This window comes from Methanorbis rubei, from assembly GCF_032714495.1.
In the GTDB taxonomy this organism is placed as follows: domain Archaea; phylum Halobacteriota; class Methanomicrobia; order Methanomicrobiales; family Methanocorpusculaceae; genus Methanocorpusculum; species Methanocorpusculum rubei.
In genome coordinates this window covers 1-25,510 of the sequence record NZ_JAWDKB010000004.1, presented here as the reverse complement: position 1 = coordinate 25,510, position 25,510 = coordinate 1, and the positions used below count along the sequence as shown (strand labels likewise).

At 50.2% G+C, this 25,510-nt stretch carries 30 protein-coding genes; 14 read left to right on the top strand and 16 right to left on the bottom strand.

All coding sequences use genetic code 11. The features are described from left to right. Positions 1 to 14: 14 nt before the first annotated feature. Positions 15 to 533, bottom strand: coding sequence for a DUF367 family protein (locus McpCs1_RS05070; protein ID WP_338096178.1), 519 nt, complete (start codon positions 531 to 533; stop codon positions 15 to 17). Positions 534 to 543: 10 nt separating this feature from the next. After that, a complete protein-coding gene (locus McpCs1_RS05065) occupies positions 544 to 1,260 on the bottom strand; it encodes a nucleotidyltransferase domain-containing protein (protein WP_338096177.1) in 717 nt (238 codons plus the stop codon). A 626-nt stretch (positions 1,261 to 1,886) separates the two neighbouring features. Between McpCs1_RS05065 and McpCs1_RS05060 the strand changes: the two genes are divergently transcribed. Then, entirely contained in the window at positions 1,887 to 2,705 is an 819-nt protein-coding gene (locus McpCs1_RS05060; RefSeq protein ID WP_338096176.1) for a nucleoside 2-deoxyribosyltransferase, read from the top strand. Between the two features lie 261 nt (positions 2,706 to 2,966). Here McpCs1_RS05060 and McpCs1_RS05055 read toward each other — a convergent pair whose 3' ends face one another. The 6 genes from McpCs1_RS05055 to McpCs1_RS05030 are packed head-to-tail and all read right to left on the bottom strand — an operon-like array spanning position 2,967 to position 7,709. After that, positions 2,967 to 3,239, bottom strand: a complete 273-nt coding sequence (locus McpCs1_RS05055) for a DUF3781 domain-containing protein (protein WP_338096175.1) — start codon at positions 3,237 to 3,239, stop codon at positions 2,967 to 2,969. Next, complete coding sequence (locus McpCs1_RS05050; RefSeq protein WP_338096174.1) at positions 3,239 to 4,084, bottom strand: deoxyribonuclease IV; 846 nt, start codon at positions 4,082 to 4,084, stop codon at positions 3,239 to 3,241. The genes McpCs1_RS05055 and McpCs1_RS05050 overlap by 1 nt, the downstream gene beginning before the upstream one ends. Further along, on the bottom strand, positions 4,077 to 4,892 hold the full coding sequence (locus McpCs1_RS05045; RefSeq protein WP_338096173.1) for a DUF7714 family protein: 816 nt from the start codon (positions 4,890 to 4,892) through the stop codon (positions 4,077 to 4,079). Before McpCs1_RS05045 ends, McpCs1_RS05050 begins: the two co-directional genes overlap by 8 nt. Before the next feature lie 48 nt (positions 4,893 to 4,940). Further along, positions 4,941 to 5,900 carry a radical SAM protein gene (locus McpCs1_RS05040; RefSeq protein ID WP_338096172.1) on the bottom strand — a complete coding sequence of 320 codons (960 nt, stop codon included), beginning with the start codon at positions 5,898 to 5,900 and terminating at the stop codon, positions 4,941 to 4,943. Next, on the bottom strand, positions 5,885 to 6,772 hold the full coding sequence (gene mmp11, locus McpCs1_RS05035) for a methanogenesis marker protein 11 (protein WP_338096171.1): 888 nt from the start codon (positions 6,770 to 6,772) through the stop codon (positions 5,885 to 5,887). Before mmp11 ends, McpCs1_RS05040 begins: the two co-directional genes overlap by 16 nt. Beyond that, positions 6,756 to 7,709: a tRNA(Ile2) 2-agmatinylcytidine synthetase gene (locus tag McpCs1_RS05030; protein ID WP_338096398.1), complete on the bottom strand. Its 954-nt coding sequence runs from the start codon at positions 7,707 to 7,709 to the stop codon at positions 6,756 to 6,758. The genes mmp11 and McpCs1_RS05030 overlap by 17 nt, the downstream gene beginning before the upstream one ends. Positions 7,710 to 8,231: 522 nt before the next feature. On the opposite strand from McpCs1_RS05030, the gene McpCs1_RS05025 reads away from it, so the two are divergent. Genes McpCs1_RS05025 through McpCs1_RS04980 form a run of 10 tightly spaced genes read left to right on the top strand, consistent with a single transcriptional unit; the run spans position 8,232 to position 18,168 of the window. Next, positions 8,232 to 8,513, top strand: a complete 282-nt coding sequence (locus McpCs1_RS05025) for an indolepyruvate ferredoxin oxidoreductase subunit alpha (protein ID WP_338096170.1) — start codon at positions 8,232 to 8,234, stop codon at positions 8,511 to 8,513. A gap of 28 nt (positions 8,514 to 8,541) precedes the next feature. Then, positions 8,542 to 9,711: a 4Fe-4S binding protein gene (locus tag McpCs1_RS05020; protein ID WP_338096169.1), complete on the top strand. Its 1,170-nt coding sequence runs from the start codon at positions 8,542 to 8,544 to the stop codon at positions 9,709 to 9,711. A 9-nt stretch (positions 9,712 to 9,720) separates the two neighbouring features. Next, on the top strand, positions 9,721 to 10,305 hold the full coding sequence (gene hdrC, locus McpCs1_RS05015) for a CoB--CoM heterodisulfide reductase subunit C (RefSeq protein ID WP_338096168.1): 585 nt from the start codon (positions 9,721 to 9,723) through the stop codon (positions 10,303 to 10,305). After that, entirely contained in the window at positions 10,305 to 11,231 is a 927-nt protein-coding gene (hdrB, locus tag McpCs1_RS05010) for a CoB--CoM heterodisulfide reductase subunit B (RefSeq protein ID WP_338096167.1), read from the top strand. The genes hdrC and hdrB overlap by 1 nt, the downstream gene beginning before the upstream one ends. Position 11,232: 1 nt before the next feature. Further along, the gene (locus McpCs1_RS05005) at positions 11,233 to 13,278 is read left to right on the top strand and encodes a 4Fe-4S dicluster domain-containing protein (protein ID WP_338096166.1); all 2,046 of its coding nucleotides are present in this window, start codon (positions 11,233 to 11,235) and stop codon (positions 13,276 to 13,278) included. Beyond that, the gene (locus McpCs1_RS05000) at positions 13,278 to 13,712 is read left to right on the top strand and encodes a hydrogenase iron-sulfur subunit (protein WP_338096165.1); all 435 of its coding nucleotides are present in this window, start codon (positions 13,278 to 13,280) and stop codon (positions 13,710 to 13,712) included. The genes McpCs1_RS05005 and McpCs1_RS05000 overlap by 1 nt, the downstream gene beginning before the upstream one ends. 1 nt (position 13,713) lies before the next feature. Continuing rightward, positions 13,714 to 14,286: a molybdopterin dinucleotide binding domain-containing protein gene (locus McpCs1_RS04995; protein WP_338096164.1), complete on the top strand. Its 573-nt coding sequence runs from the start codon at positions 13,714 to 13,716 to the stop codon at positions 14,284 to 14,286. Then, entirely contained in the window at positions 14,279 to 15,646 is a 1,368-nt protein-coding gene (locus McpCs1_RS04990; RefSeq protein WP_338096163.1) for a formylmethanofuran dehydrogenase subunit B, read from the top strand. Before McpCs1_RS04995 ends, McpCs1_RS04990 begins: the two co-directional genes overlap by 8 nt. A 2-nt stretch (positions 15,647 to 15,648) precedes the next feature. Then, on the top strand, positions 15,649 to 17,358 hold the full coding sequence (locus McpCs1_RS04985) for a formylmethanofuran dehydrogenase subunit A (protein ID WP_338096162.1): 1,710 nt from the start codon (positions 15,649 to 15,651) through the stop codon (positions 17,356 to 17,358). 3 nt (positions 17,359 to 17,361) lie between these two features. Continuing rightward, complete coding sequence (locus tag McpCs1_RS04980; RefSeq protein ID WP_338096161.1) at positions 17,362 to 18,168, top strand: formylmethanofuran dehydrogenase subunit C; 807 nt, start codon at positions 17,362 to 17,364, stop codon at positions 18,166 to 18,168. 282 nt (positions 18,169 to 18,450) lie between these two features. On the opposite strand, the gene McpCs1_RS04975 is transcribed toward McpCs1_RS04980, so the two are convergent. The 8 genes from McpCs1_RS04975 to McpCs1_RS04940 form a co-directional block, all read right to left on the bottom strand. Continuing rightward, on the bottom strand, positions 18,451 to 19,350 hold the full coding sequence (locus McpCs1_RS04975; protein ID WP_338096160.1) for a 4Fe-4S dicluster domain-containing protein: 900 nt from the start codon (positions 19,348 to 19,350) through the stop codon (positions 18,451 to 18,453). Positions 19,351 to 19,419: 69 nt separating this feature from the next. Then, positions 19,420 to 19,941 carry an OsmC family protein gene (locus McpCs1_RS04970; protein WP_338096159.1) on the bottom strand — a complete coding sequence of 174 codons (522 nt, stop codon included), beginning with the start codon at positions 19,939 to 19,941 and terminating at the stop codon, positions 19,420 to 19,422. A gap of 39 nt (positions 19,942 to 19,980) precedes the next feature. After that, positions 19,981 to 20,199: a hypothetical protein gene (locus McpCs1_RS04965; RefSeq protein WP_338096158.1), complete on the bottom strand. Its 219-nt coding sequence runs from the start codon at positions 20,197 to 20,199 to the stop codon at positions 19,981 to 19,983. Positions 20,200 to 20,221: 22 nt separating this feature from the next. Next, complete coding sequence (locus McpCs1_RS04960; protein ID WP_338096157.1) at positions 20,222 to 20,446, bottom strand: sulfurtransferase TusA family protein; 225 nt, start codon at positions 20,444 to 20,446, stop codon at positions 20,222 to 20,224. Positions 20,447 to 20,456: 10 nt separating this feature from the next. Further along, complete coding sequence (locus McpCs1_RS04955) at positions 20,457 to 20,978, bottom strand: YeeE/YedE thiosulfate transporter family protein (protein WP_338096156.1); 522 nt, start codon at positions 20,976 to 20,978, stop codon at positions 20,457 to 20,459. Between the two features lies 1 nt (position 20,979). Beyond that, positions 20,980 to 21,513: a YeeE/YedE thiosulfate transporter family protein gene (locus McpCs1_RS04950; RefSeq protein WP_338096155.1), complete on the bottom strand. Its 534-nt coding sequence runs from the start codon at positions 21,511 to 21,513 to the stop codon at positions 20,980 to 20,982. A 780-nt stretch (positions 21,514 to 22,293) separates the two neighbouring features. Next, a complete protein-coding gene (locus McpCs1_RS04945; protein ID WP_338096154.1) occupies positions 22,294 to 22,929 on the bottom strand; it encodes a formate dehydrogenase accessory sulfurtransferase FdhD in 636 nt (211 codons plus the stop codon). A gap of 2 nt (positions 22,930 to 22,931) precedes the next feature. Further along, positions 22,932 to 24,140 carry an aminotransferase class V-fold PLP-dependent enzyme gene (locus McpCs1_RS04940; RefSeq protein ID WP_338096153.1) on the bottom strand — a complete coding sequence of 403 codons (1,209 nt, stop codon included), beginning with the start codon at positions 24,138 to 24,140 and terminating at the stop codon, positions 22,932 to 22,934. Positions 24,141 to 24,282: 142 nt separating this feature from the next. Here McpCs1_RS04940 and McpCs1_RS04935 point away from each other — a divergent pair, with 142 nt between their 5' ends. The 3 genes from McpCs1_RS04935 to McpCs1_RS04925 form a co-directional block, all read left to right on the top strand. Continuing rightward, positions 24,283 to 24,849 (top strand): hypothetical protein, encoded by a 567-nt coding sequence (locus tag McpCs1_RS04935; RefSeq protein WP_338096152.1) that lies wholly within the window; start codon positions 24,283 to 24,285, stop codon positions 24,847 to 24,849. Positions 24,850 to 24,897: 48 nt separating this feature from the next. Next, positions 24,898 to 25,071 (top strand): rubredoxin, encoded by a 174-nt coding sequence (locus McpCs1_RS04930; RefSeq protein WP_338096151.1) that lies wholly within the window; start codon positions 24,898 to 24,900, stop codon positions 25,069 to 25,071. 328 nt (positions 25,072 to 25,399) lie between these two features. Then, on the top strand, positions 25,400 to 25,510 hold a 111-nt coding region (locus McpCs1_RS04925), incomplete at its 3' end, for a hypothetical protein (RefSeq protein WP_338094946.1).

The following is a 25,510-nucleotide window of genomic DNA, read 5'->3' as shown; positions in this document are numbered from 1 at the left end:
CGGTGGGGACGGCTTTATCCAATATACTCGCTTTGTATTTTTAGTACCTCTTCACTGTTCTTTGCCTGTGCATACTCGGCGAGCGGTTCAGCGTTGAGAGCAAGGAAGTTTAAGCCCCAGTGAAATTTTGCGAGCACTGCTTTTGCCTGTTCTGCTTCTCCGAGGATGTGCAGGGTTGCGGCGATTGCTTCGACTGAGGTGAGGGTGAAGGGTTTGCCGAAGTTGACCGGATTTGCGGCGACGAGGAAGGGAAGCGCCCGCCTTCCTTTCCATGAGCTGAGGTTTGCGGTGTCGAGTACTTCCCATGAACAGTCAAGAGCGGTGATTGACCGCACCCAGTTTCTGTCGGCAGGCGAGATGACATCTGCGGTCGGGTCCAGAAGAAGTGTGGTTTTTGGAATTTCCTGGATGCGGGTGACTATGCGCATCATGCCGAACCGTTCCAGTTTTTTCATGGTACATTTTTTCGGATCGCAGGAGTTGTCGCGGTATGCGATGAGAGGTATTCCTTTTGTCCGTGTTTGGTCCGCCATTGTTTGTATGTTATTGGGCCTGTACGGTTATTCTGATTTCGGGTGATGCGTCCTGCATCTCTCTGAGAAGGTCTCCGGCAAAAGAGATCAAGCGCTGATACCACAAGTCAGGATTCTCACGGCGGACAGCAACTTCGTTGTCCCAGTTCATGAACGAGAGGAGTATCTCCTGCTCGGTTCCTAATAGTGTAGGCAGGAGATCTTTTCTGGTGGTGATGTACTCGTACGTTCTGAGATAATGTACGAGTTTGAGGAGGAAGGATGAGGTTTTGTAGGCATTCTGAAGATTTTCGACCCTGTCGTCTTCTTTGTCATAGAGGTACCTGTGGCATGCTTCATGATAGAGGTTTGCCGCAGAAATTCTTACGCTGTCACAGATGTCTTCTCTTGTGACCGGCGGAAGAAGTTGTGCAAGGTCTCCGTGCCAGTTTTTTGTTTCTTTGGCGAGCTGGAAGAGTTCATGTTTGGGCCAGGCGAGAAGTTCTTCTTTCCCACAGATAAATCCGCATGCCTTTTCTCCTTCAGGCATTTTCGCAACGATTGTTTTGTATGCGGCAAGGTCTGCGAGCGCAAGCTGGTCAAGGACGATCATGACGTCGATGTCGCTTTCTTCGGTTGCTTCTTCTCTCAGGTAGCTTCCCTGAAGTCCTGCGAAGATGAGCCTTTCGCCAAACTGCGAGAGCAGTTTTGCGGTGAATTCGTTCATCCAGCTCTGTGTTTCTATCATGATCTCTTCTCTGCTATTTGCGGTACTGTGTCTGTATGAAATGCGGATAAGTTTTGTGTCTGTCGTGGTGTTGTAGCTTCAGCTCCGCCCACGGAAAACACGAGACGCATGCCTTCGGTCTGCTTACCGCTTCGCGGGAACACACGGAGTTTCACAGAAAACATCACGGAGCAGACGTGAACATCACGGAAATTTTCAAAAAAAATTTTAAAAATTATTTTCTGAAAGTACGAATATATTTTTTTGAGTGAAGTTATGTGACCGATTACATTCACAAAATATTTCTGAAAAAAATTTCAAAAATTATTTCGTGAGAGCCTGAAAAATATTTTTTGAGTGAAAGTTCCGTGATGTTTTTTTTTCTGCGAAATTTTCTGGTCGATCTCGTTCACAAAATATTTCTGAAAAAATAATTTCAAAAATTATTTCGTGAGAGCCTGAAAAAATATTTTTTTGAATGAGAGTTCCGTGATGTTCACGTCTACTCCGTGATGTTTTTTTCCGTGCCTATTCCGTGTGGTCAGTGTGTTCCGTGGGCGGAGCAGAACGTAATGGACAAACAGAAAATAATACCAACATACCCTCCCGCGAATTTTATCCCTCATGACTTCCTATGAAAGTAATTAATGTACGTTCTTGCCTCGCCCTGCATTCAGAATGAAAAACTTCGTGCTGAAGGAATCACTACTGACGCAGACCGTACTGACTGGGCAGCGGCTGCCAGGAGATGCGAGAAATTCAACATCGAGATTGTTCCGCTTCCGTGTCCAGAGACTTTGTTTCTTGGTGTGCCCCGTACTCCCGGATCTTTTCTTGATCGGTTGAATGTACCGGAGTTTTCTCTGCTTCTTGATCGGCTTGAGGCTGAGGTGAGATCTCTTATTGCAGAGAGAGTCGAAGCCCCGCTTGCGATTATTGGCGTGAACTCTTCACCGACATGTGGTGTTACGACGACCTATTACAGCGATGAGAAGTCCGCAGGGCCCGGAGTATTTCTGAAGCGATTTTCCGATATTCCGCTGATTGATGTAAGGCAGTTTGCGCAGTACCGGATTTATCTTGCGGCACCATTATTTTCCGAGGCACAGCGAGTTTACAATCAGGCTCTTGCGGATCTGATCTCCTCACGGTGTTATTGTGAAGTTCACCTGCCACAGGAACTTGATACCGGTGAGTCGCGTGGTGAAAAACGTGAGGAATTCATCTATCGCCAGAATCTTTCCGGTGTGCGGAACAGCGATATTGTGGTTGCGGTAATTGATGGGTCCGACGTTGACTCCGGTACCGCATGGGAGATGGGGTATGCAACCGCTCTTGGCAAACGGGTGATTGCTGTCCGGACGGATTTCCGAAAGTACAGTGAGAGGGAGCTCGTGAATCTGATGCTTGAGACGGATGCGGAAGTGGTGAGAAGCAGTGAGGAGTTGCTGGCGCTGTTATTTTGAATGGGTAATGTCGTGAAAAAAGTATTTGGAAAAAAACGCGAATGGCACGAATCGCATGCCTTCGGCCTGCTCACCGCTTCGCGGAATAGCGCGAATTAAAAAAATCGCCAATGGTGATTTTGAATAGCTTACTAAAATTATTTTTTTATACAGATCTACCTATTTAGAGGAACATAGATCATTTTTTCTATTTTGAAAAATCGCCATTGGCGATTTTTTATTCCGCGAAGCGGTGAGCAGGCCGAAGGCATGCGATTCGTGCTATTCGCGTTTAAAAACGACATGTGCAGTGATGATACTACAACTGCGGGCATGAATCGTTATCTCGCAGCCGTCAAGATAAACATAGAAGTTTTTTCCTTTCCTCGAAATTTTCACATCCGGATTTGTAATTTGTTCCCTGCACCAGCCTACCACATCATCCTCCGACTCAAGCGAAAGATTTCTTCTGATTCTTTCCGCACCAAGTTTGGTTGTGTGAAGTTTTGAGAGACCCGCGATCAACTCCTCTGAAGCTGCGGTTTCCACTCCCATCACATCCCGGCAAGTTTTCGTGCGACGGCCATGTTTCCTGCATCATCACGGCGATCATCTGACGGTGTCTCCATGATGAAAGAGCAGTGGGAAATTTTTGGGAGCGTCAGCACATCGCGAATTGTTTCCTCGCCGAGCGACCCAAGACCGATATGTTCGTGGCGGTCGAGATGTGAGCCCACGCCTCCCTTCATATCGTTTAAGTGAATCACTTTGAGACGCAAAAGATCACCCGCCTCATCAGCAAACCAGCCGAAAACCGTTGCCGCACCATGACCTTTGAGATCATATCCTGCCGCTGCCGCATGGCAGGTGTCAAAACAAAAACCAACTCTTGGCTCGCGACCAAGCCCATCAGCAATAACACCGACATCCGTGAACGTTCCGCCAACCGTATTTTTTTCGTTCGCCGTATTTTCAAGAAGAATCATCGTGTCGCCTTCAGCATTGTCAAGCGCCTGGCCGATCGCAGCAATCACTCTCTCCTGTCCTTTCTTATGCCCCTCTTCGCCGTGATGGCCGAGATGGGTCACAAGATAGGGGATCTTCAGCATCGCACACCGATTCAGCTCCTCGGTGAGCGTTGCAATCGACCGATCGTAAATCTCCGGTTTTTCTGCCGCAGGGTTTGGCAGGTACGGCATGTGATCCACCACGGGGCCGATACCGGACGCGGCAAGAGCTGTGACGAAAGCATTTGCCACTGAAGGTTCGATCGGCTTTGCCGCCCAGACCCGCGGACTCCGTGTAAATATCTGAAATGTATCACAGCCAAGCGCCTGCGCCCGCTCAACAGAATTCGCCATTGCCCCGGCAATCGAAACATGCAGTCCAAGCTTAACCATGCGTCTCCTCCTTTCTCTTATGCCACTCCTCAAGCATCGCGTCAACCGCTTCGAGCATCGTTCTCGGAGATGAACCCCAGTGAACCACTGCCCCGAACTTTCCATTGTAGATACCGATTCCGCTTCGGTCGGCACGACAGCATCGTGCGATGAAGGGCTCTTCTGCAATCTGCGAAAGCGGACAGGTGTCTTCATAGACAAACTCATCCTCATAACACTCGCTGCAGATGTGGCGGCCGGTTACACAGCAGGCAATATGCTCGCCGCCCTGCAGCTCGTCGCGGTCAAGGGTTTTGGGAAACCCTCCGGCTCTGCATGGATACACATCAGCCGGAATTTCGGAGATGTCGCGGACGTGATGGTCGAACATAATATTTTGCTGGCCGAAGAATCCTAAGTCTTCGAGAATGTGAATCGTTGCCGAAAGGTTCGGACGCGGCGGCTTGATGTCATAGACATGCACTGTTTCAAGCCCTGCAAAATCCGGATCCAGCACGAACGTCATATGTTCGTCCTGTGCTCCAAAAATCGTGCACCGCTTGCCGGTCGAGAGTGCTTTTCTGATGAGACCAACTCTGTCGTGGGGGGTGATTGGCCCTTCCCAAACTGCAATATCATTTGGGCCGACCAGCTGTCTGACCGACTTTACCGGTCTCATGTATCCGCTTTCCCCAGCATGTTCCACTTCCAGAATTTCAAACCCTTCCGGTACTGGATGTATCAGATATTTTGTCAGGAAATACACGGTGTCTCCGTGCGGTTTTGTCGCCGCACTGCCGATGTATTTGCATTCGCTGGGGAAGATCATAGAGCTACTCTACTTATGTCATCTGGAGTGTTAAATGCGACTATCGGGTTAGTCAAGGCCCGGCACCATATCGCATCCGGTGCAGGCGATGCACATGGTTTCTGCCTTGGCGGTGTCAAGTCCGTTTGCCGCAAGGGCCGCACGATGGTGTTTGTAGAGATTCATGAACCGCTTGAATCCCGGACGGGGGAGGTCCTTCAGATCTGCTGCGGGAGAGAATGGACGAAGTGTTGGAATAATGCCGCGTCTGCATACCTCATCGATTGCTGCCTTCATCTCATCATCGGTCTCGCCGAGTCCGAAGATGAGATTGGTGAAGACATGATTTTTTCCAAACAGCGTCACGGCCTCATCAAGTTCTGCGTTGATGAGGTCGCGGTCCATACCTGGGCACATCTCTTTGAAGAGTTCGGGAGTTGCGGTTTCAAGATTGAATTTTACTTCGCCTGCTCCTGCTTCATGGAGTCTCTGTGCGGTTCCCGCAACCGGATAAATGGAAACTCCGATCGGGAGGTTGAACTGTTTCAAGGCTAATACTGCATCAAGAGCACGCTTCTCTTCCTCTTCAACAGTTCCGACAACGCCGCTTGTGAGTGATATCGCATGAATGTCGCCGGCATTTTTCACGAGCGTGACGATCTCGTCAATGGATTTTGTCGGCGCTGCATTGCCCGGGACCGGACAGTATCTGCAGTGGTAGATGCATGAGCCGCTAATGGTGATGTAGGCCTGGCCCGGGCAGTGGCTTCCCGGCTTTTCGAGTTTTCCCAAAACCTCGATGCATCCGTAAGTCAGCATCACGGTTCCACCGCCGATGTGGCGGATGGTGATCGGTGAGTCTTCGGCGACCGCGAGCCGCACGCGGTGTCCTTCGTAGCTGAAGAACACCGAACCGCGACCTCCTGCTCCCGGTCCTGCGGTTGACTTTGATTCGTACTCGGTCGCGTCAGCTCCGGTGAGTTTCACCGTGCCAACCTCAAGCAGTTGGGCTTTCAGAGATGTCCACATAGTAACAGTGCCTCTTCAAATCTGGTGTAGAGCGGAATTGCTGCGGCCGCCCCGATAATTCCCGGCCCGCCGATGCGAATCTCGATGTATTTTTTGATCGCTTCCATCTGATCCAGTGTGATCTCACCGCGCTTGACCATCCATGCGTACTCTTCGAGCGGTGACGGATCAAATCCGCGGAAGACCACCATGCCGGTTTTGTCGGAGAGCGTGTACTTCTCCACAAGTTTCTGGACGTTTGTGATCAAGGTCTCAGGCTCGGTTGTGGCAAACTCGATCGCGACTGCGACACAGTTCTTCGTCCGCTGTGCTACCGGGAAGAGCTGGGTGATGGTGTGGGAGAGGTAGCGGGAGTTTTCATCTTCCACTTCGCGGGCAATGTTGTGGGTCAGTGCCCATGTTGCTCCAACTTCCGGCGTGTCGGTGTCGTCAATGCCGATAATGACACGTTCCATTCTTTTCAGATGCAAAGTTGAGCCGGCGAGTTTTCCTCCGCCGCATGGTGTCGTTTCCGCACGAAGGACGCCTCTTGCTCCTGCCCGACAGATGGACGCGCCGACTCCTCCTCCGCCCATGCCGAGGTATGAGATGGCAATTTCGTTGTCAGTAACCGCAGCTCCCGCAATTCCTGCGGGAAACTTTGATCCCACCAGATGCAGTTCTGCAGATCCTGGAGTTATGTGGTACCGGATTGTGGTTCCCACTTTTCGAACGCTGTTGACCAGCGGACTTTGGGCGTAATGTTTTGCGACCCACATTCCTCCGCCGATGCAGTCGAAGCATTCGATGAGTTCGATTTGTTTGCCGTCGCTTGATGCGACAGCGATGATCTCCTGATACGGAGCCTGATACGGATCATGGAGTTTCGCCATATAGCCCTGCAACTTCTACACCTCCGTTTGCCCACAGGAGTGCTCCAAGAGCACCTATTCTTCCCTTGCCGTTTGCTGAGTCGATGAATGACACACCAAGTTTTTCTGCTTCTTTGTTTGCTTCATCCTTTGTCAGCAGTTCGGTTTTGATCCGTTTTGCGTAGGATGATTCCGGCAGTTTGATTCCCGGCCAGTAGCAGATGCCGGTGTCAGGGCTGACTGATCTCTCTTCGACAAATTTTTTGACGAACGTTATGAGTTCCTCTTTTTTGTCCGGTCGCACTGCAAAGGTGATGACTGAACCCGTACAGTTCGTGGTTTTTTCCGGAGCTTTCGGATTGAGCTGGATAATTCTCATGCCAAGAAAGATTACTCCGTCAAGTGTGCAGGCCTCGCCGCATTTCATGGCGAGGACCCATGTTGCTCCGCTCTCTTTGGTGTCGGTGTCGTCGATGCCGAAGGTGATCTTTTCATATTTTGGCAAAACGATCGTGCTTCGGCAGATGTGTGCTCCGCCCACATGGAGATCCTCTTCTGAGTTGTACTCGGTTCTGATGACTCCTGGTGCCTGAGCAAGGCATGCGGCGATGCCGACTCCGGCTCCTGCCGCTCCCGCCCATTTGGTTGCGACTTCATCTCCATTCACGATGACTGCTTCCAATGCCTGGCCGCCGAGTTCAGTGTCCGAGGGACCGAACCGGATTGGATAGGATCCAATCCTCGCAGTCATGGTCATGGTGGTTCCTTCGGTCTTTGCAGAAATGAGTGCGCCTCCTGCCCTGCGGCGGTTCATGTGATCCCATTCAATGGGGCCGCGGGCATGACACTGTTCGTGAAGTTCGGCGACTCCTTCCTTTTCGTCGGTCATCACCAGCAGTCGGCGGCAGAACAGCGGTCCGAACCGCTCTTTTACCTGTTCCGGATATAGAGTAATCATGGGTATCCTTGAGTAGTCTCCGGTGGTTGTCACCGGAATTTTCGGTAACAAAAATATCGGTGGTGAGAGTATAAGAGGTAATCGATATCTGAACTTTTCGGGTCATAATTTTCACTATAATAATAGATCATTCAGTGCCTCTCACAACCCACTGATAATCCCACGTCCACCGGATAATCAAAGATTGTTGATATGTTGATCTATTCAACTACTCTCACGCCCTGTGTTCATCTATAAATACGCGCGCAAATGAGATATTCTCGGATTATTTCCCATTTACTTGGTTTATATTGAAATCCAGATGTTATCCTTTGCGCACGGTCATATTAGGTTTCCGGGGATTCTTTCGGGGCTTGTCACGGGGATTTATATTTACAATATGATGTTATCAATATAATTACGTTTACTTATGTCGAAATACGCCCGTATTCGGCCTGCATTGTATTAAGAAACTTTATCTATATTCTACCACAACCATTTCAGTAATCGATTTCGATCGATATAGGCTGGTGCATATAAGCAATGGCATTTGCAATGCATATCAACATGGAGCGATGTACCGGTTGTAACAATTGTGTGGTCGCCTGCCCGGTGAACGCACTGGAACTTAACACAGTAGATCCTGCCTCAACTGACAAGATCTATCTCGTACAGAATGGCAAGGCAATGATCCTTGACATTGATCACGAGCTGTGTGCTGGTTGCGGTGTATGCGTCGAAGCATGCCCATATGATGTTATTAGACTGGTAGGACCGCAGGATGGACCTGTTGCAGCGAAAGCTGTCTCTGGAGCCACCCACTAAGTAAGATTGGAGAACCGAGGATTCATACATGGCAATGAGCACAATGTATCCAAAATACTCCACGAAGATGGAGAATGACACCGTCATCATGGAGCAGCGCCTCCTGAGTAAGGTGTCCAACCTCGTGTTAAACACGACCAAATGTACCGGATGCGGTATCTGTTCTGAAGTCTGTCCCAAGGACGCAATCGTTCTTGGCCTGGTCGGTGCAGTCTGCCGCGGCGCAGTCGAAGACGAAGCCGCAATCTCCGTTGACCCCGTAAAGTGTTCCTACTGCGGTGTCTGTACGATTATGTGTCCGTTTGACGCCCTTGAGGTCAGAGTTGACGGTGAACCGAGCCTTCCCATTAAGGAGCAGGAAGGTTTCCCGGAGTATGACTTCACCGCTGAGATTGATGAAAATAAATGCGTCCGCTGCACAACCTGCAGTGAAGCATGCCCGAGCGATGCTATCGTTCGCAACACCCCGATCTATGAGGGCGAGGTTGCTGACGGTGTCAAACGCCAGGCAGCTCTTGACGCTGTGACCACTCTTGTTGTCGACAAGGAAAAGTGCAGTGTTTGTGGTATCTGCGCCTCCCTCTGTCCGGCACTGAAGATTAAGCGGGTTCCGTTTACCGCTGAGCATGTCGGTTCCGCCGGTGAAGTCGTCTGGGACAAATCCCTCTGCGACGCATGCCAGATTTGCGCAACCGCCTGTCCTGATGACGCTATCACCGTTGAACGCGTGGTAAAAGCTGAGAGCAAACTCCCAGGTTACGTTGTCATCGACCAGGACCTCTGCATTACCTGCAGCTGGTGTGAGAAAGTTTGCCCAGAAGAAGCTGTTACTATTAAGAAATTCTTCGACGGCGACATCATCTTCAACCCTGACAAATGTCCGGGAGGATGTTCCACCTGCGTTGACATCTGCCCGTGCAATGCGATCTATCTGCCGACCCCTGTTCCTGCTCTTCAGCTGAAGAAGAACGGTATCGAAGCGAATATCGCTGTCAACAAAGACCTCTGCATTCTGTGCGGTGCCTGTGTCAACGCATGCCCGTCGGAAGATGTCATTACCATCAAACGTACCGGCATCCATGTCAAGGGTCCTGAGACCGACCTGTACAAGACCATCGTTGCCAAGCTGTGTGTCCCGCGTTCCTCCAAAGTCCGCGAAGACAAGTTCGGCCAGGTTGAATTAAAATCTCTGGAGTGAGGAGAAAGAATGGCAAGTGCAAAAGCATACAAAGATGCAGCGTTATCCAAACGCCTTGCAGACCGGTCTTACCGCCCTGCTCTGGACTCTGACCCGACCTTCGTCGGCGACGTCGAAAGAATCAGCGGTACGACAGCCCACCTCTGTTACCAGTGTGGTACCTGTACCGGTTCCTGTCCGTCTGCACCCCGCAGCAGCTACCGTATCCGGAACTTCATGCGGCGAACCAACCTTGGCTTAAAGGAAGTCAGTCTTAACGACCCGGACCTGTGGCTGTGCACGACGTGCTACACCTGCAGTGACCGCTGTCCGAGAGACCTGATCCCGACCGACGTCATCATGGCAATGCGCAACATGGCAGCTGCCCAGGGCGTTCTCCCGAAGAACATGCTCGGCACGGTCAACTTCATCTACCAGACCGGCCACGGTGTTCCAAACTCTGACGGCAACCGTGCCGCAAGAGTCAAACTCGGTCTCGAACCCGAGCCGGAAACTACCTCCAAATACCCAGAATATCTGCCGGCCATCCGTAAGATCCTTGAAGCCTACGGAACCAAACAGCTCGCAGACAAAGTCCTTGCGGAGGGTCAGTAATGTCAGGCAACAATCATCAATTCGCATTCTTCCTCGGCTGCATTGCACCAAACCGATACCCTGGTATTGAGTCTGCTGCAATCCGCACCGGCAAAAAGCTCGACATCGACCTTGTTCCCTTAAAGGGTGCATCTTGCTGTCCGGCTCCCGGCGCATTCGGATCCATCGATCTGAACGTCTGGTACGCCATGGCAGCCCGTAACCTGGTTCTTGCCGAACAGATGGGCATGGACATTGCATTGATTTGCAACGGCTGTTACAAGTCCATCTGGGAAGTCAACCACAAATTAAAACACAACGCAGAACTCCGCGACGCCGTCAACGAAGTCTTAAAAGAAGTCGACATGGAATACAAGGGCACCATCAACGTGTACCACCTTGCCGAACTCTACTACAACGACGAAATCTGCGGACTCGCCAAACTGAAAGACAGTGTCAACACGCCCCTTACCGGTGTCAAAGTTGCCTGCCACTACGGCTGTCACCTGCTGAAACCAAGAAAGGATCGTGAGTTTGCCGGCGACGTCATCGGCGACACCGAGCACCCGACCTGGTTCGAAGAGCTTGTCGATGCCCTTGGTGCAGATGCTGTTGAATACCGCAACAAAATGGAGTGCTGTGGTGCCGGCGGAGGTGTCCGCGGCTATGACATCGCTCATGCCCTTGACATCACCAACGAAAAGCTGATCAACATGACCGACGCAGGTGCTGAGGCAATCGTTGACACCTGTCCGTTCTGCCAACTGCAGTTCGACCGCGGTCAGTATGAGATTCAGGAGAAGTTCGGTGTCGAATGGAACCTGCCGGTTCTTCACTTCTGTGAAATGCTCGGACTCGCTCAGGGCATGAGCCCGGTTGAACTCGGCCTTGACCTGCACCAGATCTCCTGCAAACCATTCCTTGACAAGATTAACGGAGGTCAGTAACATGGTATACTCTGGTAAGAAAGCTTCTGAATCAAACGAAGCGCCAGTTGAACCGAGAATCGGTGTGTTCATCTGCCACTGCGGAACGAACATCGCCGGCTCCCTGGATGTCATTGCTGTCAAAGAATACGCTCTGACTCTCCCGCACGTCGTCGTCTCTGAAAACTACGCATACATGTGTTCGACCCCTGGTCAGAACATGATCCACGACGCTATCGAAAAAGATCACCTCACCGGTATCGTCGTCGCAGCATGTACCCCCCGTCTTCACGAGCCTACCTTCCGTACGGCAACTGCAAACGGCGGACTCAACCCGTTCCGGTTCGAGATGGCAAACATCCGTGACCAGGGATCCTGGGTTCACATGCACGACTGGGACGGTGGAACCGAAAAGGCCAAAGACGCAGTCCGCATCGCTGTTGCAAAAGCAACCATGCTCGAGGACCTCTACCCGATGGCAGTTCCGGTTGAACACCGTGCAATGGTTATCGGTGCCGGTGTTGCCGGTATTCAGACCTCCATGGACCTTGCAAAAGCCGGTATCGAAACCTATCTCATTGAGAAGGAACCGACCATCGGCGGCCGCATGTCCCAGCTCGACAAAACCTTCCCGACCCTCGACTGCTCCCAGTGCATTCTGTCTCCGAAGATGGCAGAAGCCGGACGTATGCCGGGCATCAAACTCTACACCCTCGCAGAGGTTGAAGCAGTTGAAGGTTACATCGGCGCATTCGACGTTACCATCCGCCGTCACGCCCGCGGTGTTCTCACTCCGGACGAGGCAGCAGCAAGGGGAATCGTTGGTGGAGGATGTACTGGTTGTGGCGACTGTTCACAGGTTTGTCCTGTCGTAAGACCGAACTCTTGGGAATTCGGCATGGCTCCGCGTAAGGCAATCTACATCCAGCACGCTCAGGTCGTTCCGCTTATCTACACGATCGACTTCGATGCATGTGTGAAATGTGGTCTTTGTGAGACCGCGTGTGGTACCAAGAAAGCAATCGACCTCAACATGGAAGACGAGCTCTTCACCATCAAGGTCGGAACTGTCATTCTTGCAACCGGTTACGAAACCTTCCCGATCGAAGAGAAGTCTGAGTGGGGTTACAAACTCTACGACAACGTCATCTCCTCTCTTGAGTTCGAGCGTTTAATCTGTGCATCCGGACCCACCATCGGTCACCTTATCCGTCCGTCCGACGGCGAGACACCGAAATCCGTTGGATTCGTGCTTTGTGCAGGTTCCCGTGACAACACCGGTATCGGCAAACCGTACTGCTCCAGATTCTGCTGCATGTACTCGCTGAAACACGCCCACCAGGTCATTGAAAAGATTCCGGGATGTAGAGCATACATCTTCTACATGGACATCCGTTCCTTCGGTAAGGCATACGAGGAGTTCTACTACCGTATTCAGGAAGAGGGTGCAAAGTTCATCCGTGGACGTGTCGCTCAGATTCAGGAACTGCCGAACAAGAACCTTCTCGTCGTTGCCGAAGACACGCTCCTTGGTATGCCGGTCGAGATCGAAGTCGACCTTGTTGTCCTCGCAGCAGCTGTCCAGCCGACCGCAGAGACCGAAGTCGTCCGCAGACTCTTTGGTGTCTCCTGCTCTGCAGACAAATGGCTACTTGAAGCCCACCCGAAACTTGACCCGTGCGGAACTACTACTGCCGGTGTCTATCTTGCAGGTGTCTGTCAGGGTCCAAAAGACATTCCTGACACTGTAGCACAGGCAGAAGGTGCCGCGTCCGCAGCATCCATCCCAATCCATTCCGGTCAGGTTGAACTTGAGCCGTACTACGCCCAGTGCGTGGAAAAGCTCTGTGCAGGCTGTGGAATGTGCGTTGGCCAGTGCCCGTACTCTGCTCTGTCGATGATCGTCGCTGACGATGGTCGCACGGTCATGACCGTCACTGCAGCAAAATGTAAGGGCTGCGGTACCTGTGGTGGATTCTGCCCAGGCGGAGCAATCCGCATGCAGCACTTCACGAGCCCGCAGATTCTTGCCCAGATTGATGCATTCTTCCTGGGAGGTGAGCAGTAATGGCTGACGAGTGGAAACCCAAGATTATCGGTATCATCTGCAACTGGTGTTCCTATGCCGGAGCAGACGGTGCGGGCTCAGCCCGTACTCAGTACCCGCCGGACGTAAGAATTGTCCGTGTGATGTGTACCGGACGTATCGACACGCTCTTTGTCCTGAAAGCATTCGCTGACGGAGCAGACGGTGTTCTCGTTTCCGGCTGTCACTTCGGTGACTGCCACTACCTTGCAGGAAACTACAAGGCAGCAAAGAGAATGTTCCTCGTAAAGAGTGTTATGCAGAACATGGGTCTGGAACACAAACGTTTCAGAATGACCTTTGTGTCCGCATCAGAAGGTGCAAAGTGGGCAGTCGTCATCAACGATGTTATCAACACCGTGAAAGAGATCGGACCAAGCCCCATTGCAGCAGAAAGAAAGAGAAGAGGTCTTTAAAATGGCAGAAGGAGAATACTCCCCCCTACCAAACCTTTTTCAGAAGGAAAACTTCGGAGACTGGTCCAAGCCACACCTCGTCGGCGGAACCACCGAATACTCCTCAGCTCTCAAACTTCAGGCAATGAAGGAAGGAGGACTGAGAAAATACGGCAACGGTATCATCGTCAGTGTCGTCACCTGCACAGAAATCAAGCAGGGTGTTGCAATCGAAACCGGAAAGACATCTCAGAAGTACTTCGACGCATGTTCACTCATTGAACTCCACGAAGAAGACTTCAAAGCACTCGGAATCAACCAAAACACCAACGTCAGAGTCACCAGCGCAGCAGGAAGTGTTATCCTCAAGGCAGTTACCGCAACCCAGAGTCTGTATCCAGGACTGGGCCACATCCCAATGGGACCGTGGGCAAACATCCTTGTTCCATCATACACGTACTCAACCGGTGAGCCATGCTTCTGTGGATTTGACTGTCTCATCGAACCAGCTCCGCAGGAAAAGATTGAGAAAGCTGTAAAGATGATGCACGATAAATGTGGTCTGAAATATGTAGGAGACCCGCACTATGACTAAAACAATCAAAAACGTAATCTGTACATTCTGCGGTACACTTTGCGATGATCTTGAAGTCGACGTCACCGACGACGGAAAGAAGATCCTGCAGGTAAGAAACGCCTGTGCGATCGGAGCAGAAAAATATCTTCACGTTGGCAACCCGGGTCGTGTCGTTGTTCCACGTATGCGTCAGGCTGACGGAACCTACAAGGACATCTCCTACGACGAAGCAATCGACTTCACTGCAAAGACACTTCTCAAAGCAAAGAAGCCGTTGTTCTACGGATGGTCATCCACCAACTGTGAAGCAATCTCCGCAGGTAACGTACTTGCAGAGAAGACCGGCGGTGTCATCGATAACTGTGCAACCGTCTGCCATGGATCCTCTCTCCTCGCAATTCAGGATACCGGAGTACCATCCTGTACCCTTGGTGAGGTCAAGAACCGTGCTGACCGTATCATCTTCTGGGGATGCAACCCTGCACACGCTCACCCCCGTCACATGTCCAGATACTCTATCTTCCCCCGCGGATTCTTCACCGCAAAGGGACAGAAAGGAAGAAAGATCATCTGTGTTGACTGCCGTGAAACCGACACTGCAAAAGTTGCAGACACCTTTGTTCGCATCAAACAGAGCTACGACTACGAAATCATCGATGCATTCAGAACCGTTCTTCGCGGTGAAGAGATCCCTGCCGAAGTCGGCGGAGTTCCAGCAGAGAAGATTAAAGAAGTCATTGAGATCCTCAAGTCCGGTCGTTTCGTGACCCTCTTCTTCGGTATGGGACTTACCCACACGCTCGGAAGAAACCACAACATCGACGAAGCAATCAACTTCATCCGCGACTTAAACGACTACACCAAAGCAGTGCTCATTGCAATGCGCGGTCACTACAACGTTACCGGTGCCGGTCAGGTTCTCGGATGGCAGTATGGTTACCCGTTCGCATGCGATCTGTCAAGACTGACAATGGCACGCCACAACCCGGGAGAGACCACCTCTGTGGACTTACTCGTCCGTCACGAAGTTGACGCCTGTGTAGTCATTGCAAGCGACCTTGCCGCCCACTTCCCGTTCGAGGCAACCAGAGTTATGGCAAGCATTCCAACGATTACCATCGACCCGCACATCAGCATGTCGACAGAACTCTCGGACCTCCATATCCCAGTCGCAATCGTCGGCGTTGAAGTCGGCGGATGCTGCTACCGTATGGACAACGTCCCAATCGAGACCCGCAAATGTGTCGATGCACCCGAAGGTGTCCTTGAAGATGAAGAACTCTTCAACCGCATCACGAAGAGAGTCGACGAGATTCTCGCAGAGAACGGTGTAAAGGACGCATCTGAGTATCTTGCAAAGCTTGAACAGGAGACCTAAATATGACAGAATATATCATTAAAAACGGTCACGTGTTCGATGCAGTAACCGGTCACAAAGGCGACGTCGCTGACGTCTGCATGAAAGACGGCAAGATTGTTGACAAAGTCAGCAACTCCGCAACCGTCATTGACGCAACCGGCAAGACCGTCATGGGCGGTGCACTCGATGTGCACACCCACGTTGCAGGTCCGAAGGTCAACCTCGGCCGCTGGTACCGCCCGGAGGACAAGTTCCGCCTTGGCGAGCGCTGCTCTGCAAAGATCGACCCGAAGACAAAGATCGAGGGTGGATTTTCTATTCCGACCGTCTACAAGACCGGATACGAGTACGCACGTATGGGTTTTGCCTTCCTGATGGAAGCAGCAATGCCGCCACTTTACTCGCGCCACACGCACGAGGAGATTCGCGACACCCCGATCGTTGATGAAGCAGCAATGCCGGTTTTCGGTAACAACTGGTTCATGTTCGAGTACCTGAAGAACGGCGAGATCGACAATGCAGCAGCATATGTTGCATGGATGCTCCGCCAGACCAAAGGATACGGTATTAAGTGTGTGAATCCGGGAGGATCCGAGGCATGGGCCTGGGGTCTGAACTGTATGACCGTCAATGATCCGGTGCCGTACTTTGAAATTACGCCCAAAGAGATCATTGCAGGTCTTATCACCACGAACGAAGAGCTGCACCTGCCGCACTCCGTCCACCTTCACTCCAACAACCTGGGTAACCCCGGAAACTACACGACGACCCTTGACTCTCTGAAGATCGCAGAGGACTTTAAGCCGAACAACAACTTCGGCCGTAAGACTGTTCTGCACCACACCCACATTCAGTTCCACTCCTACGGCGGAACCGGATGGGGCGACTTTGAGTCCAAGTCCAAGGAAGTCATGGATTATGTGAACAAGACTCCGCAGATCTCTATCGACTCTGGTAGCGTCACCCTTGACGAGACCACGACGATGACTGCCGACGGTCCGTTCGAGTACCACCTTGGTGCCCTGAACCACCTGAAGTGGGGTAACGTTGATGTCGAGCTTGAGACCTCTTCTGGTGTCGTTCCATATGTCTACGACCCGAAGGTAAAGGTCTGTGACATTCAGTGGGCAATCGGTCTTGAGGTTCCACTGTTCGCAGCAGATCCGATGCGGACAATGATCACAACCGACCACCCGAATGCAGGTCCGTTCACCCGCTACCCGCGTCTCTACGCATGGCTGATGGACAAGAAGTATCGTGACGATCTCCTGAACAGCTTCAAGTACGCAACCAAAGTCATCGACGCAACCTACCTTGCAGAAATCGACCGTGAGATCAGCCTCTACGAACTTTCCCAGATGACCCGTGCAGGACCTGCACAGGTTCTTGGTCTGTCCGGCTCTATGGGCGGTCTCGCACCAGGCATGAATGCAAACGTTGCAATCTACAACATCAACCCTGACAATATGCAGAAGGGTATTGAGCTTGAGAATGCATTTGCAAGATCTGCATACTTCTTCAAGGACGGCGTCAAGGTCGTTGAGAACGGTGTCGTTCTCGATGCTGATCCGGTCGTTAAGAAGACCTACTGGGTCAATGCAAAGGTACCTGAGAACAAGCAGGTCATGCACGATATCAACGAGAAGTTCCTGAAGTACTACAGTGTCAACCTTGACAACTACGAGGTTATTGATCACTATGTTCCGCACCAGGAGATTATCGAGGTGTAAGACATGAAGACGGTAACCATTAAGTTAAAGAAAGTCCCGACCCTCTACCTCGAATGCGAGAGTGTTACTCCGGACAAGTTTGCCGGAAAGTCGCTTGAGGCGATTGCAGCACTTCCGTGTTCGGAAGGTAAGTCCAACTACAAGCTCGGCGACTGGTTCGAGATCTCCGGATCTGCCGGTGCAACCGCAGAAGAGACGAAGATCGATGTCTATGGCCCAGGAACTTCGAAGTGCAAGTACTTCGGTGCATGGATGAGCGCAGGCGAAGTTGTTGTCAACGGAACCGCAGATATGTTCACGGGTTCCTGGATGACCGGCGGCAAGCTCCACGTTAAGGGAGATGTCCGCTCCTTCTCCGGCCTTCAGATGAAGGGCGGAGAGATGCTGGTTGACGGCCGTGCCTGGAACTATCTCGGCGCAGCATACCGCGGCGACTGGCGTGGAATGCAGGGCGGTCTCATCCGTATTAAGGGTGATGCAGGCTCTGACCTTGGTACTTTCATGAACGGTGGAACGATCATCGTTGAAGGTAACGTGGATATCCACATCGGTACTCACGCTGAAGGCGGAACAATCATTGTCAAAGGCAAGGCTCACCGCCGTGTCGGCGGCCAGATGGTAAAAGGCGAGATCTACGTCTTCCAGGGCTGCGATGTGATGATGCCCGGTTTCAGAAAGATTGAGGAGCGGGAGATCGAGGTTGACGGTGAGAAGCAGGTCTTCAATGTGTTCATCGGCGATCTTGGCGAACGCCACTCAAAGAGCAAGGGCGAGGTCGTTTACGGCCACCTCTACACTCTGAAGGAGTAAATCCTTCTTTTTCTTTTTTTTGAAAATTCTTTGAATAGGACTTACGCGGTGTGAAATAGCATAAGGAAAAGGAATTTTCTGTCCTTGATTTTTTCCGTGGAATTCCGTGTGTTCAGTGTGTTCCGTGGTTACTCCAAGCGAGACCACCTACAGAAAAATCCCAAACTATGAAATTCATCACCGAGTAGGTCCTATTTGAACAAAATTTTTGTGAAAAATATTTTTTCGTTAGAATTTTTTTTCTGAAAAAAATTTTCAAAACAAAAAAAGAAAAAAAATTATTCAGATGCAGTACGCGTTGGTTGGGTCGATGCCTTCGATGCCAAGCGGCTTGAGACTCTTCTTTACTTTTTCGCGGAACTCGATGAACTCTTCGTCGGTCAGCTGTTCGGGAAGCATTTTGTCTGAGGCAATGCTGCGGAAGATCCAGTAGATAATTTTTCCCACGATTTCAACCACGTCATCCTCTGACTTTGCGATGTAAAATGTTCTGCCGATCTTTGGATGGCGTCCGCGTCTGCCGCCGAGCGTAATTAAGTAGAGCGGGTCATCGAAGTTGATGTACTGGAAGGGACATGCATGAATACAGAATCCGCACAGCATGCAGTCACCCTGATTGAGTTTGAGTTTTCCGTTCTCGATCAGAATTGCGTCTTCCTTACAGTAGTAGCCGCAGGTTCCGCATCCGGTACAGAGTCCTTCGTTTCGGACCGGACGTCGGAGACCCGTGATGCCGATCTCATTCAGCCGCTCGCTGGTGCATCCGTTCGGACAGCCCGAGATAGCGATACGAACTTTCACCGGCATCTCTTTGCCGAAATGTTTCTCATCAAGCCTCTTGGCAAGAGAGAGGGTATCAATCACCGAGAACTTGCAGTTCGCGTTGCCGAGACATGAAGTTATGTTGACTACTTCGTTACGTTCGGCACCGATCGGGGTGCCGTTCTTTTCAAGGTCGGCAAGAAGATCATCAAGGACTTCAGGACCTACCTGAAGCAGTTCGATCGTCTGGCGGGTGGTGAGATGGGTATTGGTTATTCCATATTTTTTTGCAATCTTTGCGATGCCTGCAAGAGCCTCGACGTCAAGCATTCCTGCCGGAACACGAAGCCGGATGATATAATGCTCGTTGTCCCGTTCCGGGATAACGCCGCCTTTTAAGTAGAGATTCGGATCAGCCATTGTACCTCGATATTGGAGAGGGAATGATAAAAGAATTGTCTTTACTGCATTTAAAAAAAGAATGAAAATTTATGCCCGTGTGTGGGTAACTTTGAGCGGAATGGCGTTCTTCACGGTGTACATTGCCATGCATCCGGCAAGAGCATCAGCCTTCAACTGCTCAACTTCTGCATCCGAGGCTTTGGAACTGATGATGAAGTTGATCCGGTACTCGCCAACCAGTGGCTGGTCGCCAAGTTTGAACTGTGCATGATAGTCGAGATCTGCTTCAATACAGGTTGAGAGAGCATCGATCTTGATCCCTTTCTTTTCAGCCGACGTCATCAGGGTTGCAGATGCACAGCCTGCAATCCAGAACAGACCAAATGACATTGGTGAAGGGCTGACGCCGGGCCCGTCAAAGTTCGGATGGGATAGCGTGAATACGACAGGTTCACCTTTGGTCTTTGCGGTTGCAGTAAATTGCGGCCCGCTCTCGTCAAAGAGCCAGGTCCCTTGCATCTTTGTGGTGAACTTTGCTTCTTCACCATCTGCTTTGATGTCTGCTTCGTACTGTTTTACCTGTGCTATATCGATATTATTGAGTGACATGAATATATTCTCCAAATATTTTTTGTAGGTGTGATGATTTCAGGTTTCTGCTGATGACAACGTGATAAGATAGCAGTCGTCTCCTTCTTTTGAGGAGGCAACCGTATAACCGCTTGCAGGAAACGATCCTTCCACCGTCTTTACCTGCGTCGCCGTTCCATAGAAGCTGAAAGGGGTTTTTTGGTCATGCTTTTTGAGCGCGACCTTTAATCTGAGCATCAGGTAGGTGCAGGATTCTTCACGGTAGTCCGGGATCATTGTCGCTATCTGTTTGGTTGCGTCAGCTCTTAGTAATGATGATCTCCCAGAGACCATGTTCGATGAGTTTCACGGAACTTTTCCATCCTTTCATTTCGGCATATTCAGGAATTGAGCCGGTAGCTGCTGATCCGTGATCGCAGAGTACAGTAAGGGTGTCCCCTGTCTGCATGGTTTTGAGTTTCTGGTCTACGGATAAGACGCAGAACGGACAGACTTTTCCAGTGATGTCTAATTTTTCTGTCATGATTTTTCCTTCAGAGTCCTATTGCGGTAAACGCTTGTACGATCCATGGTGAGAGAAGTGCGGTGAAGATGACTGCACCTGCAAGCATGCCGATCACGAAGATCAGGGATTTCATGTTTCCTTCCGAGGTCATTACCAGCTGACGCAGCGGGCATCCGCCAAGGAGTGTTCCAATAATTCCAACGAAAATTCCACCGATGATCATGAGGATGATGACTCCTACGGTACCAACTGCCGGCGCTCCGCCAATTGCGGTGAAGAGCTGTCCTTCCTGGAGACACCAGAAGAATTTGGGAATTGCTGCGGGAACGATTAAGGAGAAGATGAAGTAGAAGACAAATGCTGAGATGATGAGTGCGACGTATCCTTTGAGGAGACGGGTCTGGCGGAAGAGCATGTAGTCGCGAATACCGCCAATTGAACAAAATCCGCTTCTCTGACCAAGCCAGCCGATGACAAGTCCGAGGATGATCGTTGCGATTGGTACAAGAAGTACTGCTGTTTCTTTGGGAATTAAGAATCCGTCAACCATGTTATTTTCCCTCCATTCTTTTCATGGCGATTTTGATACCGATGAATACTCCAACGATGAGTGCGATGAGTCCGAAGACTGCGACGAGGTCGCCGTAACCGATTCTGAGTGCAAGGCGGTACGGGCATGCTCCCATACAGAGTGCGAAGATCATGAAGAGGATTCCGCCGACTCCATAGACAGCGTAACTCTTTGCGTCGCCTTTCTTGACTCTGAACTCTTTGTAGAGAAGCGCTGCTCCTGCAGCTCCGACTAATACGCCGATGATGGTTAAGACCGGCAGGGTTCCTGCGGCAACAGCGTTTGCGGAGAAGGGTGCAAGGAAGAGGTTGCTTCCGGTGAGGGAGTTTGTTATGTAGTTGATTAAGTCACGGCTGTGGCATGCGACACAAAATCCGTAAGCTTGCGGTCCGCCTGCGGCGAACAAAAGCGCCTGAATGAGTGCTGCGGCAAAACCGATGACGGCTCCACCCAGAAGTGGTATCTTGAGATAGGTGTCCACTCCTTTCTTTTTTTCAGAAATATCTGTTACCATGTGTATGATCTTTCTTTGGTAGTTTTTGTTTATTAATGTTATTGGGTATATTTTTATATGTGATTATTTTTGAAAAAAATTAATTATTCACATATATTAATATAGCATATGTATTTTTATATTTGTTTAGCCACTCCTGCTATTTTGATGCTTGATACCACTTCTCAATCGAAAAACATCAGACCAACACAAACCAAAAAAAATCCGCAGACTTTCAAAACAATAGATAGTGCTCCGTAAGTACTCTCGTGTCACATATTTCTTTCTAAAAGTATATAAATGTGTGTATTGTCTGGGTAGGAAAAATCATCAACTCCTCTCCTCTTCCAAACATTGTGAGAAGTGGTATCTAGCATCTAGCATCAAAATAAACAGAAGCTACTCCAAGTGAAGCCAAGGACAGAAAAATCTCAGACGATGAAATTCATCGCAGAACTTCTATTTTGAATAGGGCTTACGCGGTATGAAATAGCATAAGGAAAAAAGTTCCTTTTTTTTGGTTTTATTTGGAGTAACCACGGAAAACACTGAACACACGGAAAAAACACAGAATACCGCTTCGCTTACGGAAAAGACAGAAAGCCTAAGTGTACGGGTATGTGTATTTGTCACTGTTTTGAGATGCCAACTTCCTTAGGCTTTCTGTGTTTTCCGTAAGCAAAGCGGTATTCTGTGTTTTTTCCGTGTGTTCAGTGTTTTCCGTGGTTACTCCAAGCGAGACCAAGGACAGAAAAATCCCAAACAATGAGATTCATCGCGTAACTCCAATTTGAAAAAATATTACCGATTATCCACGCGAACAAGCGTAAGGTTTGCCTCTTTTGCAGTCTTTGCAGCGGTCGCGGTAACATCACCAGAAACTGCGATGAAGGGAATTTTTGCAATAATCGCTTTTCGGACCGTTTCAGTCACCAGATTGCCGGTGAGGACAACATAGGTCTCGGAAAACACTGTTCCAAGCGAAAGTCCGTGACCGATAAGCCGGTCGAGAACATTCTGGGAGCTGACATCCTCGACTGCTGCGAGCAGGGCACCATCTTTTGCAAAAAGTCCGCCGCTGTACCAGGATGACGTTGGGAGCTGATCAAAACTGCGGGAAATCTCTTCCTTTGAAGGAGTAAAACCGGCAGTCAGTTGTCCAAGCCTTCCTGAATCAAGAAACGACGAAGCCCCTCCGCATCCGGCAAGCACGGTCTTTCGGGAGAGCAAAATTCCAAATGGCTTTGACGTCACCACACTGACCTGGCTTCCGTCGCGGTGTATGGACGTAATATCTGCATACGTCTCCACCACACGTTCTGTAAAAATATGGCCGGTCACAAGATCCTTGGGATCTTCTGCTGATGTCATGAGCGTCATTGCGGCTCGGCCGTTGATAATAATCTGCACAGGTTTTTCTTTCATAGATTTTGTCATTCTTACTTCACCATCCCTGCAATCTCTTCGACCGTTGCAGTCAGCATATCGATGTCATCCTCGCTGTTGTAGCAGTAGGCACTCGCCCTCACTGTTCCGCCCGCAAGACCGAGGCCTTTCATCAATGGCTGGCAGCAGTGTTCTCCTGATCTTACCATGATGCCTGCCGCCTCGTCAAGAAGATAGGCGACCTCGTGAGGATGCACGCCTTCAAGCGTAAACGAAACCGTTCCGATTAAAGGCACGCCGCTTGGTGTGTAGATGTGAACTCCGGGAATCTCCGAGAGTCCTGAGATCATTCTCCTCGCAAGAGCTGCACTGTGGCTTGCGACATTTTCCATGCCAAGCCGCATTAGATACCGTGCGGCTTCTGCAAGACCGACCGCTCCGATAACATTCTGGGTTCCTGCCTCAAAGCGTGCATGCCCTTCGACGCAGGTAAACGAGGTTCCATCTACCTGTGCAACCATTCCTCCGCCGGCGAAGAGCGGTGCCGGAATGTCCGGCTCTGCGACATCCGGGCTTATCCAAAGTCCTCCGGTTCCCATGGGGCCGAGCATCTTGTGGCCTGAGAAACAGAAGAAGTCGCAAGCAAGCTTCTCCAAGTTAAGGGGCAGATGAGGCGCAGTCTGTGCTCCGTCAAGCAGCAGGAGAACACCGTAATCCTTGCAGATCTTTGCAATCTCTTCTGCCTCAGTAATCGTTCCAAACACATTGGAGGCATGACCGATCGCAACAAGCCGCGTGTCCTTCGTGATGCATGCCTCAACATCCTCAGGCAAAATCACGCCGGAGAGACCTCTGGCTACGTCAACTCCTGCAACCCTTCCCTCATTGTACAGCCGATACCAGGGAAGAAGATTGGAGTGATGGTCCTGGATGGTTGTAACAATCCGGTCGGTTTTGTTCCAGCGAAGTCCGAGCGAAACGGTGTTTATTGCTTCGGTTGTGTTTTTCGTGAAGGCCAGCGTTCCGTTTTCTCCGCCGAAGAACCGTTTGAGTATCTCGTGCGCTTCCAGATACTGATGGGTTGCGATGCGGGAGAGACGGTGAATGCCGCGGCCGACGTTGGCGCGGTAGTTATACTCGGCATCATTCTGTGCTTCGACTACCTGACGTGGGGAAAGAGAGGTTGCGGCGTTGTCAAGATAGATCAGTTTTTGCAGAATCGGGAAGTCGCCGCGTATGAGTTCAGGGTCGAATGCTGCCATTGGTTGGTTGAGTTTTGTTTTTCTCACTAATAAAGGTTACATCTTCTTTTAAATATAGATAAATGGACATTATTCAGATATTTAATAATTTCGACATTCTCGAACTAATTGTTTATATTAGTTGCTGACAAATATTGTACCAATGACAAAGAACGGTGAATACATGGAGGCATTCTTCGGCGTCGAGCTGTATAAGAAGTTCGAAGATGTCCTCGGTGATCTGGAGAATATCGAGGTCGATCTCAAGGATATTTCCAAAGAGGTCGGGCGCCTCGGCGGAAAAATTGATGATCAGGATCGTCTTGAGACCGCCCGCGAGATGCGTGCGGCAACGTACGAGTCAGCCCAGCAGGTGCGTGACGTGCGATCTTTCTTAGACTTCTACTTCACCCAGAGCCAGGAACTTTCCCAGGTGATTCTTGAACGCGATGCCTACATGCTGCTCTACCAGATCTTCAAATGGGATATGAATGATGTGCGTGACCTTCGCGGATGGATCCGCGACTTCAATCATGTCTGTAAGACGATCGGTTACCGGCCTGAGGATCTGCTCAATATGAATCGCCTGACTGTCAATCCTGTCCCTGAAGATGTTGTTCGTTATCCGGTCTATGCGGTTGACAAGCATGACTACTGTCTGTGCGGCAAAAATTACGATGATATTATGCATATCAGCGAAATCCGCGAAGAAATGCAGGATAAGAGCTAAGGGTGCCCTGACCCCAGAATATTTATCGACGTTGGGAGATATGAGATCATGGCAAAATATCTGTGCATTTTCTGTGCATACATCTATGATGAGGATCTGGGCGACCCCAAGCATGGTATCCCGGCTGGAACAAAGTACGAGGATATTCCCAACTCCTGGAAGTGTCCGACCTGCATGATTCCAAAAACCAAGCCCGGTCTTTTCAAAAAGATCGAGGACTAAATTTTTTTCAATAATTTTTTTTCCGGCATTCTTTTTTTTCATCTGATACCAGTACAGTTACTGATTTTTTCTCAACTTTGAAAAATGATTTACTTGGTTATGGTGTTTGGTTTACCTAATCTATCGTGATCTAAAATGGTGATCAAAATCGATGAAATGCGCGCCATGTCTGTAGATGTGTTTAACCAGTAAATCAAATCAATCTTAGAAATTGAATTTTGCTTCCTTCATTTTCTGATCAGACCCACCGTTAATACACAAAAAACTGAAAAAACTGGATAGGTATTTATGCCGTCTTTACAGAGTTTATAGTATCCGAGGTTTATCCATGGAAATTAAGTATGTAACCACTACCTGTCCTTACTGCGGTGCAGGCTGTACCTTCAACCTTGTCGTCAAAGACGGCAAGATTTGTGATGTCCAGCCGTGCCAGCGCGGC